Raw genomic sequence first — 13,178 nt, 5'->3', positions numbered from 1 at the left:
CGCGGTGGACGGCGGTGTGCCGCACGCGCGTGCCGCCGTCGGCGACGGCGGCGGGCCCGGTACGGGTGCGGCCGACCCGTACGTGATGTTCCCCGACGGCCCGGAACCGGGCGGACCCGAGGTCCTCGTAGGCGCCGGGGCGCGTGCTTCCGGAGCGCACGACCCGGCCGCGCCCGAGTCCGGCCCGCGCGCCCCTGGTATGCGCACGGGGCTGCGGTGGAAGCTGAGCGCGGCGATCGCGCTGGTCGGCGCGCTGGTGGCGGTCGCCCTGAGCCTGGTGGTGCACAACGCGGCGCGCGTCTCGATGCTGGACAACTCGCGTGACCTGGCCGACGAGCGCATCCAGGTGGCGCAGCGGATGTACGAGTCCGGGCGCACCCAGGCCTTCGGGGTCAAGGTCGACGACCCGGGCATCCCCCGGGACCTGCTGGCCAGGGTCAAGCAGGGCCGGCGGGCCACGTACGTGGCGGAGGGGCTGCACGGGGTGCCGGACATCTGGGCGGCCGTGCCGCTCAAGGACGGCAGGGTGCTGTCCCTGCAGACCACGTTCACCGACCGCAGCGCCAGTGTGATGAACGACCTCGACGAGGCGCTGCTGATCGGCTCGATCGCGGTCGTCCTCGGCGGCAGCGCGATCGGGGTCCTCATCGGCGGCCAGATGTCGCGCCGGCTGCGCAAGGCGGCGGCCGCGGCGAACCGGGTCGCCATGGGCGAGACGGAGGTCCGGGTGCGGGACGCGATCGGCGGCGTCGTACGGGACGAGACCGACGATCTCGCGCGGGCGGTGGACGCGATGGCGGAGGCGCTGCAGCAGCGCATCGAGGCGGAGCGGCGGGTGACCGCGGACATCGCGCACGAGTTGCGCACCCCGGTGACGGGCCTGCTCACGGCGGCCGAGCTGCTGCCGCCTGGGCGGCCGACCGAGCTGGTGCTCGACCGGGCCAAGGCGATGCGGACGCTGGTCGAGGACGTGCTGGAGGTCGCCCGGCTGGACGGGGCCTCGGAGCGGGCCGAGCTGCAGGACATCATGCTCGGGCAGTTCGTGACCCGGCGGGTGGCGGTGAAGGACGCCGGCGTCGAGGTGACGGTGGTGCACGAGTCGGCGGTCACCACGGACCCGCGCCGGCTGGAGCGCGTGCTGTTCAACCTGCTGGCGAACGCGGCTCGGCACGGCCGGCCGCCGGTGCGGGTGTCCGTGGAGGGCCGGGTGATCCGGGTGCGGGACCACGGGCCCGGTTTCCCCGAGAAGCTGCTGGAGGAGGGGCCGAGCCGGTTCCGCACCGGCAGTCCCGACCGGGCGGGACGGGGCCACGGCCTGGGCCTGACCATCGCCGCGGGCCAGGCGCGGGTGCTGGGCGCCCGCCTCACCTTCCGCAATGTGCGCGCCCCCGGCGCACCCGGGAGCGCGCCGGCCCAGGGGGCGTTGGCGGTCCTCTGGCTCCCGGAGCACGCCCCCACCAGCACCGGCAGCTATCCGATGCTGCCGCGGAGCGCCCCGTAGGGAAGGGCCCGGGAACCGGAGGGGCCGGGGGTCAGGGCCGCAGGTTCTCCAGGTCCTCCAGGAGGCCCGGGTGGACCGGCTTCCAGCCGAGGGCCTCGCGGGTGCGGGCGCTGGAGGCCGGCTGGTCCGCGGCGAAGATCGGTGCGAACGGGCCGAAGGTCTCGTCCGGCACCCGCTCGACGGGCAGACCGAGCCGCCGCCCGATGACCTCCGCGATGTCCCGGACCGCGTCGCCCTCGTCGGCGACGGCGTGCCAGGCCGTGCCGCCCGGGGCGCGCTCCAGGGCGAGCCGGAACAGGACCGCGGCGTCCCGCGCGTGCACGGCGGGCCAGCGCTGGGAACCGTCGCCCGGGTAGCCGGCCACGCCGGTGCGGCGGGCGGCCTCGGTGAGCAGGCCGGCGAAGCCGCCCCGTCCGTCCTCGCGGACGGTGCGCGGCATGCGCACGGCCGAGCTGCGCACCCCGCGGGAGGCGAGCGCCAGCACGGCCATGACCGACAGGGCCCGGCCGCCCACGGGCCCGTCGGTGGGCAGCGGGTCCTCCTCGGTGGCGGCGCGCCCGGGGGCGCGGGGGGTGCCGGAGACGGTCACGAGGGGGCGGTCGGAGCCGAGGAGTTCCTCGCCGAGCGCGGTGAGCGCGGCGTTCTCCTCGGCGATGCCCCGGGCGAGCGCCTCGGGGTCGGAGTAGTCGCGTCCGAAGGCCAGGCTGATGACACCGTCGGTCCCGGCGGCGCCGGTGCGCAGGACGTCGAGGTCCGTCAGCGATCCGCGCAGCACCTCGGCGCCGGCGCTCTCCAGGGTCGCGGCGGAGGCGTCCGAGCGGGCCAGGGCGAGCACGGTGTGGCCGGTGTCGAGGAGTTCGGCGACGACGGCGGTGCCGATGGTGCCGGTGCCGCCGGTGACGAAGACATGCATGAGTGCTCCCGGGAAGGGACGAAGAAGTGGAAAAGGCCGGAAAGGGCCGGCAAGGGCCGCGGTGGACCGGAGGGGACACCGGGCGGCCCATCGATGGGACCGTTGTCCCATCACCGACCCTATACGGTGACGGGACTCTTGTCCCATCACTCTCCGCCTAAGCTGTCCCCCATGGCCAGATGGCAACCAGGAGCGGCCCAGCGACTCGTCGTCGCGGCCGTCGACCTCTTCACCGAGCAGGGGTACGACGCCACGACGGTGACGCAGATCGCCGAACGCGCGGGCGTCACCAAGAGCACCTTCTTCCGGCACTTCTCCGACAAGCGCGAGCTGCTCGTCGCGGGACAGGAGACGCTCAGCAGGCTGCTGGCCGAGGGCATCGCCGAGGCGCCCGCGGACGCCACCCCGCTGCGGGCCGTGGCCGCCGGACTGGAACGGGCCTCGAGCGCCATGGGGCCGGCCAACCGCGAACTCGGCCCCCGGCTGCGGGCGGCCGTGGCGGCCAGTACGGAACTCCAGGAACGCGATGCCCTCAAGAGCGTCGGCATGGCCGAGGCGATGACGGCGGCCCTGGTCGCGCGCGGCGTCCCCGAGACGACCGCGCACCTCGCGGCCGAGCTGGGCGTCCTCGCGTTCAAGCGGGGCTACGCCCGGTGGTCCGAGGCCGGCCGCGAGGAGGCCGGGGACCTCGCCCCGCACACCCTGACCGCGCTGGACGAACTGCGCGCGGCGAGCGCGAACCTGGGCTGAGCCCGTGCCGGCACCCCGGCACACGAACATGCCGAGGCCCCCCGGGTGAACCCGGGGGGCCTCGGCGGACGGAGTGGGGGGAAGGGTCAGACGGCCTCTGCAACCGCCGGCCGCTCCCCGGCGGCGTCCCCAGCCGCCTCCTCCGCCGGCTTCGGGCCGCCGGCTCCCCGCAGCGGCACCTCCTTGACGAACACCGCCGCCACCAGGGCGACCACGGCGACGGCCGCGCCCAGCAGGAACGCGGAGTGCGTCCCCGCCGACACCGCGTACTGGTACGCCTCGCGGGCCTGCACCGGCAGCTTCGCCAGGCTCGCCGCGTCGAGCTGCGCCGACTGCTCGGTCATCTTCCCGCCGAGGGCACCCGCCCGCTCGACCATGACGTCCTGCACCCGGTGGTTGAACAGCGCGCCCATGATCGCGACACCGAACGAGGAACCGAGCGTCCGGAACAGGGTGGTGGAGGAGGAGGCGACGCCCATGTCCTTCATCTCCACGCTGTTCTGCGCCACCAGCATGGTGATCTGCATCAGGCAGCCCATGCCCGCGCCGAGCACCGCCATGTAGATCCCGGAGGTCAGCCGGGTGGTCTCGGTGTCCATCTGGGCCAGCAGGAACAGTCCGGCGATGATCAGCACGCCACCGGCCAGCGGGAACACCTTGTAGCGGCCGCTGTTGGTGGTGACCCGGCCGGCCACCATCGAGACGACGAGCATGGCACCGAGCATCGGCAGCAGCAGCAGTCCGGAGTTGGTGGCGGAGGCGCCCTGCACCGCCTGCTGGTACAGCGGCAGGAAGAGGACGGCGCCGAACATCACGAACCCGGTGATGAAGCCGATGATCGACATGAGCGAGAAGTTGCGGTTGCGGAAGATGTGCAGCGGCATGATCGGCTCGGCCGCCTTGGTCTGCCAGAACAGGAAGCCGACGAGCGCGGCGACGCCGATGCCGATCAGCTCCATGATGCGGGCCGAGCCCCAGGCGTACTCCGTGCCGCCCCAGGTGGTGACCAGCACGATGGAGGTGATGCCCAGCGTCAGCAGGCCGGCGCCGAGATAGTCGATGCGGGTCTGCGCGCGCTTCTTCGGCAGGTGCAGGACGACGCTGATGGCGATGAGCGCGACCGCGCCGAGCGGCAGGTTGATGTAGAAGGACCAGCGCCAGCCGAGGTGGTCGGTGATGGTGCCGCCGACCAGCGGGCCCGCGATCATCGCGAGGGCCATCACGCCGGCCATCATGCCCTGGTACTTGCCCCGCTCTCGGGGCGGGATCAGATCGCCGATGATCGCCATGACGCCGACCATCAGACCGCCGGCACCGAGGCCCTGCACGGCCCGGAAGCCGATGAGCTGCCCCATGTCCTGCGCCATGCCGCTGAGCGCCGACCCGATCAGGAAGACCACGATCGAGGTCATGAAGACGCCCTTGCGCCCGTACATGTCGCCGAGCTTGCCCCACAGGGGTGTGGAGGCGGCCGTCGCGAGCGTGTACGCGGTGACCACCCAGGACAGGTGTTCCAGCCCGCCGAGTTCACCGACGATCGTCGGCATCGCGGTGCCGATGATCATGTTGTCCAGCATCGCGAGCAGCATCGCGATCATCAGGGCGAGCAGGACGACGCGTACGCTGCGCGGCTGCTTGCCTTCGTTCCCGGCCCCGGTTTTCTCGGCCCCCACGGGCCCGTCGGCCGCTATGTCCGCGGTCTTCGCCATCGTCCCCACATCCCCTGCTTGCCACTGATGCCCTCGCACGCCGCCGCATGCGGGACGGTCTCTGCCGGGTTCGGATACTTACTTGCCGCCCGGCTAGTTCTTCACACTGCGAGAAGGTACTCTGGTAACTAGCCGGGCGTCAAGTAAGTTTTTTCCGGCAGCCGGACCACCGGCCGGCGGGCAGGTCCGAGGGAGTGCGAGGAGAGACGGAATGGGCAGCATGGACGGCAGCAGGCACCGGCGGCGGGGCGACACCCGCCAGCGCATCCAGGACGTCGCCCTCGAACTCTTCTCCGACCAGGGGTACGAGAAGACCTCGCTGCGGGAGATCGCCGAACGGCTGGACGTCACCAAGGCGGCCCTGTACTACCACTTCAAGACCAAGGAAGACATCCTCATCGGCATCTTCGGGGACCTCACCCGGCCGATCGACGAGCTCATCGCCTGGGGCCGAGAGCAGCCGCACACCCTGGCGACCAAGCAGGAGGTCGTCCGCCGCTACAGCGAGGCCCTCTCCGACGCGGGGCCGCTGTTCCGCTTCATGCAGGAGAACCAGGCGACGGTGCGCGAGCTGCGCATCGGCGAGATGTTCAAGGACCGGATGCTGGAGCTCAGCGCCATCATCCGGGACGTGGACGCCCCGCTGGCCGACCAGGTCCGCTGCATCACCGCGCTGTTCACGCTGCACGCGGGGATGTTCGCGCTGCGGGAGCTCAAGGCCGATCCGGAGGACAAGCGCAAGGCGGTCCTGGAGGTCGCGATCGACCTGGTGACACAGGCGCACAACGGCGCCTGAGGGGCCCGCCCGGAGACGGGCACGAGAACGGCGCGTGGCGGAGCTCGAGGGCTCCGCCACGCGCCGTTCTCCGTGGGGGGGAAGTCTTCCCGGGAGGGTCAGACGCCCGTGCCGTGCGCGTGCAGGAAGGCGACCGGGTTGACGGCCGAACCGTAGTTCGGGGTCTTGCGGATCTCGAAGTGCAGGTGGGGGCCGGTCGAGTTGCCGGTGTTGCCGCTGCGGGCGAGGTGCTGCCCGGTGGCGACGACCTGGCCGGGCTTGACGTCGATCCGGGACAGGTGCGCGTACTGCGAGTACGTGCCGTTGGCGTGCTTGACGACGATCGCGTTGCCGTACGCCGGTCCGTCGCCGGCGCCGTTGCCGCCGGCCTTGACGACGGTGCCGCCGTGCGCGGCGACGACGTCCGTGCCGATCGGCACCGCGAAGTCCTGGCCGCTGTGCTTGTGCGCCCAGTGGCTGCCGTTCTGGTCGAAGCCGGCGCTGAGCGCGTACTTCTTCACCGGGTCGACCCAGGAGGCGGCCTTCTTGGCGGCGGCGGCCTTGGCGTTCGCCTTGGCGGCCTTCGCCTTGGCCTTCGCGGCCGCGGCGGCCTGCTGGGCGTGGGTGGCGGCCTCGGCCTGCGCGTCGGCCTGCGCCCGTACGGCGGTGGCGAGGGTGCTGGACGTCGCGCTGCCGGTCGGCGTCGCGGCGACGGTGTCGGCGGCTACCGCGGCTCCGGCACCCAGGACGACCGAGGCGCCCAGACCGGCGCCGAGGACGGCGGCACGGGTGCGGAGCGAGGACGTACGGGCGTGACGGAGGAACGTGGAGCGGAAGGACATCGAAACCTCAGGTGCTGGGGGACAGGGCCGAAAGCAACCACCCGGTGTGCGAGGCCGTGAGGCCCGCGTCCGGATGGCTCGTCCTTGGTAACCCCGATGCGCCCGAATGCCCAAAATCGTGATCTCTTGGGGTGAGTTAGTAGGGATGTGACGAGACGGTGGACTTTTCGTCCTCCTGTCGGTTTTGCGGGCCGGCGTATTCCCACTACCGGGCGTAGTACGGCGCCCGTCCCCTGTGCGGGACGTCACCGCGCCGCGCACCGACCGGCGCCCGGAATGTGACCCCCACTACGCCCGTTTCCGCAGGTCCCGGGCGTGCGAAAAGGGGCTGCCCCCAGGACCGAAGTCCCGGGGACAGCCCCTTCGTGCGCGGTGGCCGCAGCCCTGGAGAGCTACGCCTCCTTGCTCAGGTTCGGACCGGCTCCGCCGGCCGCCTGCTCGATCGGCGGGACGTCGGGCAGTGCCGCCTTCTCCTCGCCGCGGAAGGTGAACGTCGCCGTGTCGCCCTCGCCCTCGGTGTCCACGACCACGATGTGCCCGGGCCGCAGCTCGCCGAAGAGGATCTTCTCGGACAGGGTGTCCTCGACCTCCCGCTGGATGGTCCGGCGCAGCGGCCGGGCGCCCAGCACGGGGTCGTAGCCCTTCCTGGACAGCAGCTCCTTCGCGGACTGGGAGAGCTCGAGGCCCATGTCCCGGTCCCTCAGGCGCTCGTCCACCTTCTCGATCATCAGGTCGACGATCGCGAGGATGTCCTGCTGGGTCAGCTGCGGGAAGACGACGACGTCGTCGACACGGTTGAGGAACTCGGGCCGGAAGTGCTGCTTGAGCTCGTCCGAGACCTTGTTCTTCATCCGCTCGTAGTTGGACTTCGTGTCGCCCTGGGCCGCGAAGCCGAGGTTGAAGCCCTTGGAGATGTCCCGGGTGCCGAGGTTGGTCGTCATGATGATGACCGTGTTCTTGAAGTCCACGACCCGGCCCTGGGAGTCGGTCAGGCGACCGTCCTCCAGGATCTGCAGCAGCGAGTTGAAGATGTCCGGGTGGGCCTTCTCGACCTCGTCGAAGAGGACGACCGAGAACGGCTTGCGCCGCACCTTCTCGGTGAGCTGGCCGCCCTCCTCGTAGCCCACGTAGCCGGGGGGCGAACCGAAGAGACGCGAGACCGTGTGCTTCTCGCTGAACTCCGACATGTCGAGGGAGATCAGCGCGTCCTCGTCGCCGAAGAGGAACTCGGCGAGCGCCTTGGACAGCTCGGTCTTACCGACACCGGACGGGCCGGCGAAGATGAACGAGCCGCCGGGACGCTTCGGGTCCTTCAGGCCGGCACGGGTGCGGCGGATCGCCTTGGAGAGCGCCTTGACGGCGTCCTTCTGGCCGATGACCCGCTTGTGAAGCTCGTCCTCCATGCGCAGCAGGCGCGAGGACTCCTCCTCCGTGAGCTTGAAGACCGGGATGCCGGTCGCCGTGGCGAGGACCTCGGCGATCAGGTCGCCGTCGACCTCGGCGACGACGTCCATGTCGCCGGCCTTCCACTCCTTCTCCCGCTTGGCCTTGGCGGCCAGGAGCTGCTTCTCCTTGTCGCGCAGGGAGGCGGCCTTCTCGAAGTCCTGCGAGTCGATCGCGGACTCCTTGTCCCGGCGGACGCCGGCGATCTTCTCGTCGAACTCGCGGAGGTCCGGCGGCGCGGTCATCCGGCGGATGCGCATCCGGGAGCCCGCCTCGTCGATCAGGTCGATCGCCTTGTCGGGGAGGAACCGGTCCGAGATGTAGCGGTCGGCCAGGGTGGCGGCCTGGACCAGGGCCTCGTCCGTGATGGAGACGCGGTGGTGCGCCTCGTAGCGGTCGCGCAGGCCCTTGAGGATCTCGATGGTGTGCGGCAGGGACGGCTCCGCGACCTGGATGGGCTGGAAGCGGCGCTCGAGGGCCGCGTCCTTCTCCAGGTGCTTGCGGTACTCGTCCAGCGTCGTCGCACCGATGGTCTGCAGCTCACCGCGGGCCAGCATCGGCTTGAGGATGCTCGCGGCGTCGATGGCGCCCTCGGCGGCACCCGCACCGACCAGCGTGTGCAGCTCGTCGATGAACAGGATGATGTCGCCGCGGGTGCGGATCTCCTTGAGGACCTTCTTCAGGCGCTCCTCGAAGTCACCGCGGTAGCGGGAGCCGGCGACCAGGGCGCCGAGGTCCAGGGTGTAGAGGTGCTTGTCCTTGAGGGTCTCGGGCACCTCGCCCTTGACGATGGCCTGCGCGAGGCCCTCGACGACGGCGGTCTTGCCGACGCCGGGCTCACCGATGAGCACCGGGTTGTTCTTGGTGCGGCGGGACAGCACCTGCATGACCCGCTCGATCTCCTTCTCGCGCCCGATGACCGGGTCGAGCTTGGACTCGCGGGCGGCCTGGGTGAGGTTCCGGCCGAACTGGTCGAGGACCAGGGACGTCGAGGGGGTGCCCTCGGCAGGGCCGCCGGCGGTGGCGGTCTCCTTGCCCTGGTAGCCCGACAGCAGCTGGATGACCTGCTGGCGGACACGGTTGAGGTCTGCGCCCAGCTTGACCAGGACCTGGGCGGCGACGCCCTCGCCCTCACGGATCAGGCCGAGCAGGATGTGCTCCGTGCCGATGTAGTTGTGACCCAGCTGAAGGGCCTCGCGGAGCGACAGCTCCAGGACCTTCTTGGCACGGGGGGTGAAGGGGATGTGGCCGGACGGGGCCTGCTGGCCCTGGCCGATGATCTCCTCCACCTGCTGGCGGACCGCCTCGAGCGAAATCCCGAGGCTCTCCAGGGCCTTAGCGGCGACACCCTCACCCTCGTGGATCAGGCCCAGGAGGATGTGCTCGGTGCCGATGTAGTTGTGGTTGAGCATCCGGGCTTCTTCCTGAGCCAGGACGACAACCCGCCGCGCGCGGTCGGTGAACCTCTCGAACATCGTTAATCGCTCCTCAGAGCGGTCAGGCAGTAAGGGGGCTGTCCCCTCCCTGTCCTTCCGCAGCTTAGTCCCGCAAGCGGGGACCGCTCATTCCAACTGCCGACACCGTCGATGGCCTCCTGACCCCGAACGCCGACATCTGCCACAACCCGATGGTGCGAGACGATGTTCCCGCAGGCCAGGCACTTACCCCAGTCGCCAGTACGCCGATGGCGAACGTGGGGCGGCCCGTTCCGCGCGTCGCCCCCTCCCACTAGGCATGTCTTACCCGCAGGGACTGACACTCCATGCCGCGCACACCGGTTCCCTCCGCTACGGGCGAACAACCTTGCGCCGCCCCGAGGCCCGGGAGGACGCCGAGAGGGGTACGGAACGTGCGCGGCACGCGACCGAGCGTAACCCGCGGCGCCGCTCGGCTGTTGCTCCGGGCATGGCCTCCACCGCCGCCACCGCCTCCCTCTCCGCCGCGCTCCCGCTCCCGCTCCCCCGCCGGCCGCTGCCCGACGAGGGCGCCGCGGGCGCCGCGGGCGCCGCGGACACTGCGGGCCCCGCGGGAAGCGCCGACGAGGCGGTGCGCCGGTGGTACGAGGACGAGCTGGGCTGGGCCACGGCGGCGGGGCCGCCGGTGCGGCTCCTCACGGGGCTGCGGTTCGACGTCCTGGACGTCCCGCGCGCGGCGGGCGCGGCGGCCCTGCGGCGACTGGACCCCGCCTGTCCGGTGGCACTGCACGGGGACCGCGTGCGGCTGCTGGTGGCCGCGGGCGCCGCGGAGGAACTGCCGGGACTGCTGGAGTGGCTGGAGTGGGGCTCACTGCCCCTGGACCTGCGCGCGCTGGGCGCGGGCGGCGGCATCACGGCGCCGCTCCCGGTCCCCGCCCCGGCCGCCGGCGCGCAGGGGGCCGCCGTCTGGCTGCGGCCCCCCGTACCGGGACGCGAGGTGGAGTCGTCCTTGCCGGCCGTGCCGGCGTGGGGAGGCGGTGGGGGCGCCCCCGGTCTCGTACGACTGGTGGAGACGGTGGCCACGGAATGCCACCGGATCCGGCTGCGGCGGACGGCCGCTCAGCCGTTGGCCTTCTCGTAGGCCTCGCGGATCGTCGCCGGGACGCGGCCGCGGTCGTTGACCTCGTAGCCGTTCTCCTTCGCCCAGGCACGGATCTGCGCGGTGTCCTGGCTGCCGCCGGACGCCGCGGCGCGCGCCTTTCCGCGTCCGCCGGAGGCACGGCCCCCGGTGCGGCGACCGCCCTTGACGTAAGGGTCGAGAAGTCCGCGGAGCTTGTCGGCATTGGCTGTCGTGAGGTCGATCTCGTACGTCTTGCCGTCGAGCGCGAACGTCACGGTCTCGTCGGCCTCACCGCCGTCGAGGTCGTCGACAAGAAGGACCTGAACCTTCTGTGCCACTGTATTTCCTTTCATCGAAAACCATGGGGTCGGGGGTCCGCGGCCTCGGCCGCTGTTTCGCGCCCCTGTTATATGCAGTACTGCAGTACGTCGGAAAGCAAACCGCTTTTGAAGGAAAAACACAAACCCTTGGCGGGAACCGGTGCGGGACATGGGAACGTCACCGCCTCCGGATGCACCGGAAACGCACGCGTATCGGACATAGGGCGCCCGCATCGCACGGAAGGCGCCGGGGTGCGGAAGCGCGTGACCGGAAGAACCCGGAGAGCGATCACAGATGCAGAAGCATCCGGCTGTTGCCCAAGGTGTTCGGTTTCACTCGTTCGAGACCGAGGAACTCCGCGACGCCCTCGTCATAGGAACGCGACAGCTCGGCGTAGACATCGGAGTCGACGGGTGTCTCGCCGATCTCGACGAAGCCGTGCCTGCCGAAGAACTCCACCTCGAAGGTCAGACAGAAAACGCGGCGCACACCGAGCCAGCGCGCGGTCTGCAGCAACTTCTGCAGCAACTGATGGCCCACGCCGAGGCCGCGGGCCTGCGGGCCGACCGCGAGGGTGCGCACTTCCGCGAGGTCTTCCCACATCACGTGCAGTGCGCCGCAGCCGACGACCTCGGCGTTGTCGTCGCGTTCCGCGACCCAGAACTCCTGGATGTCCTCGTAAAGCGTGACGGTCGCTTTGTCGAGCAGGATGCCGCGCCGTACGTAGGAGTCGAGGAGTCGGCGCACCGCCGGGACATCACTGGTCCTCGCCCTGCGGACGGTGACGGCTTTAACAGCCCCTTCGGGGCTTCCTGGGCTCTTCGGTGGCATGAACGGACGTTATCGCCCGCCGTCGGGACGTCCGGCGCCGGGTCTCTCGTCGGGTCTCTCGTCGGGGCTCTCGCCGGCCCTCTCCCCGGCGCTCTCGGGGGCGCTTCGATCGGGTGGCGGCGAATCCGCTGTTTCGGAAGAGGGCGGCGATTCGGATTCCCGGGTGCGCGGCCCCTGGGCGATGCGGACGGCGTCCTGGAGGGCCTGCCGCTGTTCCTCGCTCATCATCCCGAAGAACGCGACCAGGGCGGCCGCCGGGTTGTCGCTCTGCGACCACGCCTCGTTCATCAGCGCGGCGGCGTAGGCGGCACGGGTGGAGACCGCCTCATATCGATAGGCCCGGCCTTCCGCCTCACGGCGCACCCAGCCCTTCTGATGGAGATTGTCCAAAACGGTCATCACCGTGGTGTAGGCGATGGACCGTTCCTGCTGGAGATCTTCCAGAACTTCCCGGACCGTCACCGGGCGGTTCCACTTCCACACCCGTGTCATGACGGCGTCTTCGAGTTCTCCCAAGGGACGAGGCACACGCCGAACCCTAGTGGGAGTTCCGCCGCAATCCCACCAAAAACGCTAGCAATCATGACAAAAAGGGCGCGCGACTCGAAAGGGTGAGCTTCGAGTCGTACGCCCTGTGACGCGGGAGGGTCAGGCGCCCTCGGCCTTCTCGGCGGAGGGCGCGCGCTCTGCGCGCGCGAGCGCGGCGTCGACGACCGCGTCCTCCTTGTACTTGTTGGCGCCGCCCTGGCTCTTGACGATCGTGACGATCACACCGATGAAGAAGACCGCCATCACGATGGGGGGCACGAGCGCGGAGAGGTAGTCCATGGCTCCAGGGTAGCCCCGGGGGCCGGGCGGCCCCGGGCGGGTGCGGTCAGCCGGCGAGTACCCAGGCGCGCCGCCCCGAGGGCGGCGGGGCGGGCTTGCGCTTCGGCGGGAAGACCTCGCCCGGGGTGGGGACGGGGCGCTGCGGGCGGGGGGTCTTCCCGGGCTCACGGGCCGGGCCGGGCGGCGCGGGCGGCGGCGGAGGAGGCGTCCGGACGGGGCCGGGCTTGTCCGGGGCCGGCTCGCCGGGGGCGGGTTCCCCGGGCCCCGGGCGTTCCTCCGGCGCGGGCTCGTCGTCCCCGGCGGCGCGGGCGGCGGGGAACCGGCAGCGGGCCTGGAGGGTGGCGGCGAGGGGGTTGCCGCTCAGCGCGCCGAGCGCGGCGAGGTCCTCGCGGCAGGGGCGGTGACCGGCCCGCAGGGCCTCCTGGAGGAGGTCGAGGTAGGCGGCGGCCGTGGCGGGGAGGGCGGCGCGGTGGTGGGCGAGGTCGGCGAGGAGGTGGGCGCGCTGCCGGGCGGCCTCCCGGCTCGCCTCGTCGAGGGACGCGGCGAGGCGGCGGCAGTCGTGCAGGTCCTCGGCGGGGAGGGGGCGGGAGTGGAGGGCGAGGGCTAGGACGCGGCGGAGCACGCGCAGCTCCTCCGCGCCGAACGCCATGCCGCGGTGACCGTGTGGCGTGGGCATGAGGTGACCGTACGCGCTCATCAGACAAAACGGGCAGAAGGGAGGCGTCTGGCG

13 protein-coding genes are annotated in these 13,178 nt (G+C 71.5%); 4 read left to right on the top strand and 9 right to left on the bottom strand.

What is annotated here, in order from left to right:
- Positions 1-85: 85 nt before the first annotated feature.
- Positions 86-1,501, top strand: a complete 1,416-nt coding sequence (gene cseC, locus OHB09_RS18535) for a two-component system sensor histidine kinase CseC (protein ID WP_078631084.1) — start codon at positions 86-88, stop codon at positions 1,499-1,501.
- A gap of 31 nt (positions 1,502-1,532) precedes the next feature.
- Here the strand turns inward: cseC and OHB09_RS18530 are convergent, their stop codons facing one another.
- The gene (locus OHB09_RS18530) at positions 1,533-2,414 is read right to left on the bottom strand and encodes an SDR family oxidoreductase (protein WP_328922266.1); all 882 of its coding nucleotides are present in this window, start codon (positions 2,412-2,414) and stop codon (positions 1,533-1,535) included.
- 171 nt (positions 2,415-2,585) lie between these two features.
- On the opposite strand from OHB09_RS18530, the gene OHB09_RS18525 reads away from it, so the two are divergent.
- Positions 2,586-3,164 (top strand): TetR/AcrR family transcriptional regulator, encoded by a 579-nt coding sequence (locus OHB09_RS18525; RefSeq protein ID WP_328922265.1) that lies wholly within the window; start codon positions 2,586-2,588, stop codon positions 3,162-3,164.
- Between the two features lie 86 nt (positions 3,165-3,250).
- Here OHB09_RS18525 and OHB09_RS18520 read toward each other — a convergent pair whose 3' ends face one another.
- Positions 3,251-4,873, bottom strand: a complete 1,623-nt coding sequence (locus tag OHB09_RS18520; RefSeq protein ID WP_006142112.1) for an MDR family MFS transporter — start codon at positions 4,871-4,873, stop codon at positions 3,251-3,253.
- Between the two features lie 220 nt (positions 4,874-5,093).
- Here OHB09_RS18520 and OHB09_RS18515 point away from each other — a divergent pair, with 220 nt between their 5' ends.
- The gene (locus OHB09_RS18515) at positions 5,094-5,669 is read left to right on the top strand and encodes a TetR/AcrR family transcriptional regulator (RefSeq protein WP_040896225.1); all 576 of its coding nucleotides are present in this window, start codon (positions 5,094-5,096) and stop codon (positions 5,667-5,669) included.
- 98 nt (positions 5,670-5,767) lie between these two features.
- Here the strand turns inward: OHB09_RS18515 and OHB09_RS18510 are convergent, their stop codons facing one another.
- The gene (locus OHB09_RS18510) at positions 5,768-6,490 is read right to left on the bottom strand and encodes a M23 family metallopeptidase (protein WP_006142109.1); all 723 of its coding nucleotides are present in this window, start codon (positions 6,488-6,490) and stop codon (positions 5,768-5,770) included.
- A 392-nt stretch (positions 6,491-6,882) separates the two neighbouring features.
- On the bottom strand, positions 6,883-9,408 hold the full coding sequence (locus OHB09_RS18505; RefSeq protein WP_191891910.1) for an ATP-dependent Clp protease ATP-binding subunit: 2,526 nt from the start codon (positions 9,406-9,408) through the stop codon (positions 6,883-6,885).
- A 430-nt stretch (positions 9,409-9,838) separates the two neighbouring features.
- Here OHB09_RS18505 and OHB09_RS18500 point away from each other — a divergent pair, with 430 nt between their 5' ends.
- Positions 9,839-10,489: an SCO3374 family protein gene (locus tag OHB09_RS18500; RefSeq protein ID WP_328918642.1), complete on the top strand. Its 651-nt coding sequence runs from the start codon at positions 9,839-9,841 to the stop codon at positions 10,487-10,489.
- Here OHB09_RS18500 and OHB09_RS18495 read toward each other — a convergent pair.
- The 5 genes from OHB09_RS18495 to OHB09_RS18475 all read right to left on the bottom strand — a co-directional run bounded on the left by OHB09_RS18495 (position 10,468) and on the right by OHB09_RS18475 (position 13,124).
- Positions 10,468-10,806: a histone-like nucleoid-structuring protein Lsr2 gene (locus tag OHB09_RS18495; protein WP_006142106.1), complete on the bottom strand. Its 339-nt coding sequence runs from the start codon at positions 10,804-10,806 to the stop codon at positions 10,468-10,470. The two genes, OHB09_RS18500 and OHB09_RS18495, sit on opposite strands and share 22 nt — an antisense overlap.
- Before the next feature lie 271 nt (positions 10,807-11,077).
- Positions 11,078-11,620, bottom strand: coding sequence for an amino-acid N-acetyltransferase (locus OHB09_RS18490; protein WP_078631068.1), 543 nt, complete (start codon positions 11,618-11,620; stop codon positions 11,078-11,080).
- Between the two features lie 9 nt (positions 11,621-11,629).
- A complete protein-coding gene (locus tag OHB09_RS18485) occupies positions 11,630-12,112 on the bottom strand; it encodes a BlaI/MecI/CopY family transcriptional regulator (protein WP_391037354.1) in 483 nt (160 codons plus the stop codon).
- 156 nt (positions 12,113-12,268) lie between these two features.
- Positions 12,269-12,448, bottom strand: coding sequence for a hypothetical protein (locus tag OHB09_RS18480; RefSeq protein ID WP_093597061.1), 180 nt, complete (start codon positions 12,446-12,448; stop codon positions 12,269-12,271).
- Between the two features lie 46 nt (positions 12,449-12,494).
- Entirely contained in the window at positions 12,495-13,124 is a 630-nt protein-coding gene (locus OHB09_RS18475; RefSeq protein ID WP_319352064.1) for a hypothetical protein, read from the bottom strand.
- Positions 13,125-13,178 lie beyond the last annotated feature (54 nt).

This window comes from Streptomyces griseoaurantiacus (assembly GCF_036189845.1).
Taxonomy (GTDB): domain Bacteria; phylum Actinomycetota; class Actinomycetes; order Streptomycetales; family Streptomycetaceae; genus Streptomyces; species Streptomyces griseoaurantiacus.
Note: the sequence above shows the minus strand (reverse complement) of the source record. Positions and strands in the feature narration are given on the sequence as shown.

Bases quoted from the DNA above. Each gene is read 5' to 3' on its own strand.
- OHB09_RS18520 (WP_006142112.1), bottom strand. From the start codon at position 4,873: ATGGCGAAGACCGCGGACATAGCGGCCGACGGGCCCGTGGGGGCCGAG.
- OHB09_RS18505 (WP_191891910.1), bottom strand. From the start codon at position 9,408: ATGTTCGAGAGGTTCACCGACCGCGCGCGGCGGGTTGTCGTCCTGGCT.
- OHB09_RS18500 (WP_328918642.1), top strand. From the start codon at position 9,839: ATGGCCTCCACCGCCGCCACCGCCTCCCTCTCCGCCGCGCTCCCGCTC.
- OHB09_RS18485 (WP_391037354.1), bottom strand. From the start codon at position 12,112: ATGACACGGGTGTGGAAGTGGAACCGCCCGGTGACGGTCCGGGAAGTT.
- OHB09_RS18490 (WP_078631068.1), bottom strand. From the start codon at position 11,620: ATGCCACCGAAGAGCCCAGGAAGCCCCGAAGGGGCTGTTAAAGCCGTC.
- OHB09_RS18480 (WP_093597061.1), bottom strand. From the start codon at position 12,448: ATGGACTACCTCTCCGCGCTCGTGCCCCCCATCGTGATGGCGGTCTTC.
- OHB09_RS18525 (WP_328922265.1), top strand. From the start codon at position 2,586: ATGGCCAGATGGCAACCAGGAGCGGCCCAGCGACTCGTCGTCGCGGCC.
- OHB09_RS18515 (WP_040896225.1), top strand. From the start codon at position 5,094: ATGGACGGCAGCAGGCACCGGCGGCGGGGCGACACCCGCCAGCGCATC.
- OHB09_RS18510 (WP_006142109.1), bottom strand. From the start codon at position 6,490: ATGTCCTTCCGCTCCACGTTCCTCCGTCACGCCCGTACGTCCTCGCTC.
- OHB09_RS18530 (WP_328922266.1), bottom strand. From the start codon at position 2,414: ATGCATGTCTTCGTCACCGGCGGCACCGGCACCATCGGCACCGCCGTC.
- cseC (WP_078631084.1), top strand. From the start codon at position 86: ATGTTCCCCGACGGCCCGGAACCGGGCGGACCCGAGGTCCTCGTAGGC.
- OHB09_RS18475 (WP_319352064.1), bottom strand. From the start codon at position 13,124: ATGCCCACGCCACACGGTCACCGCGGCATGGCGTTCGGCGCGGAGGAG.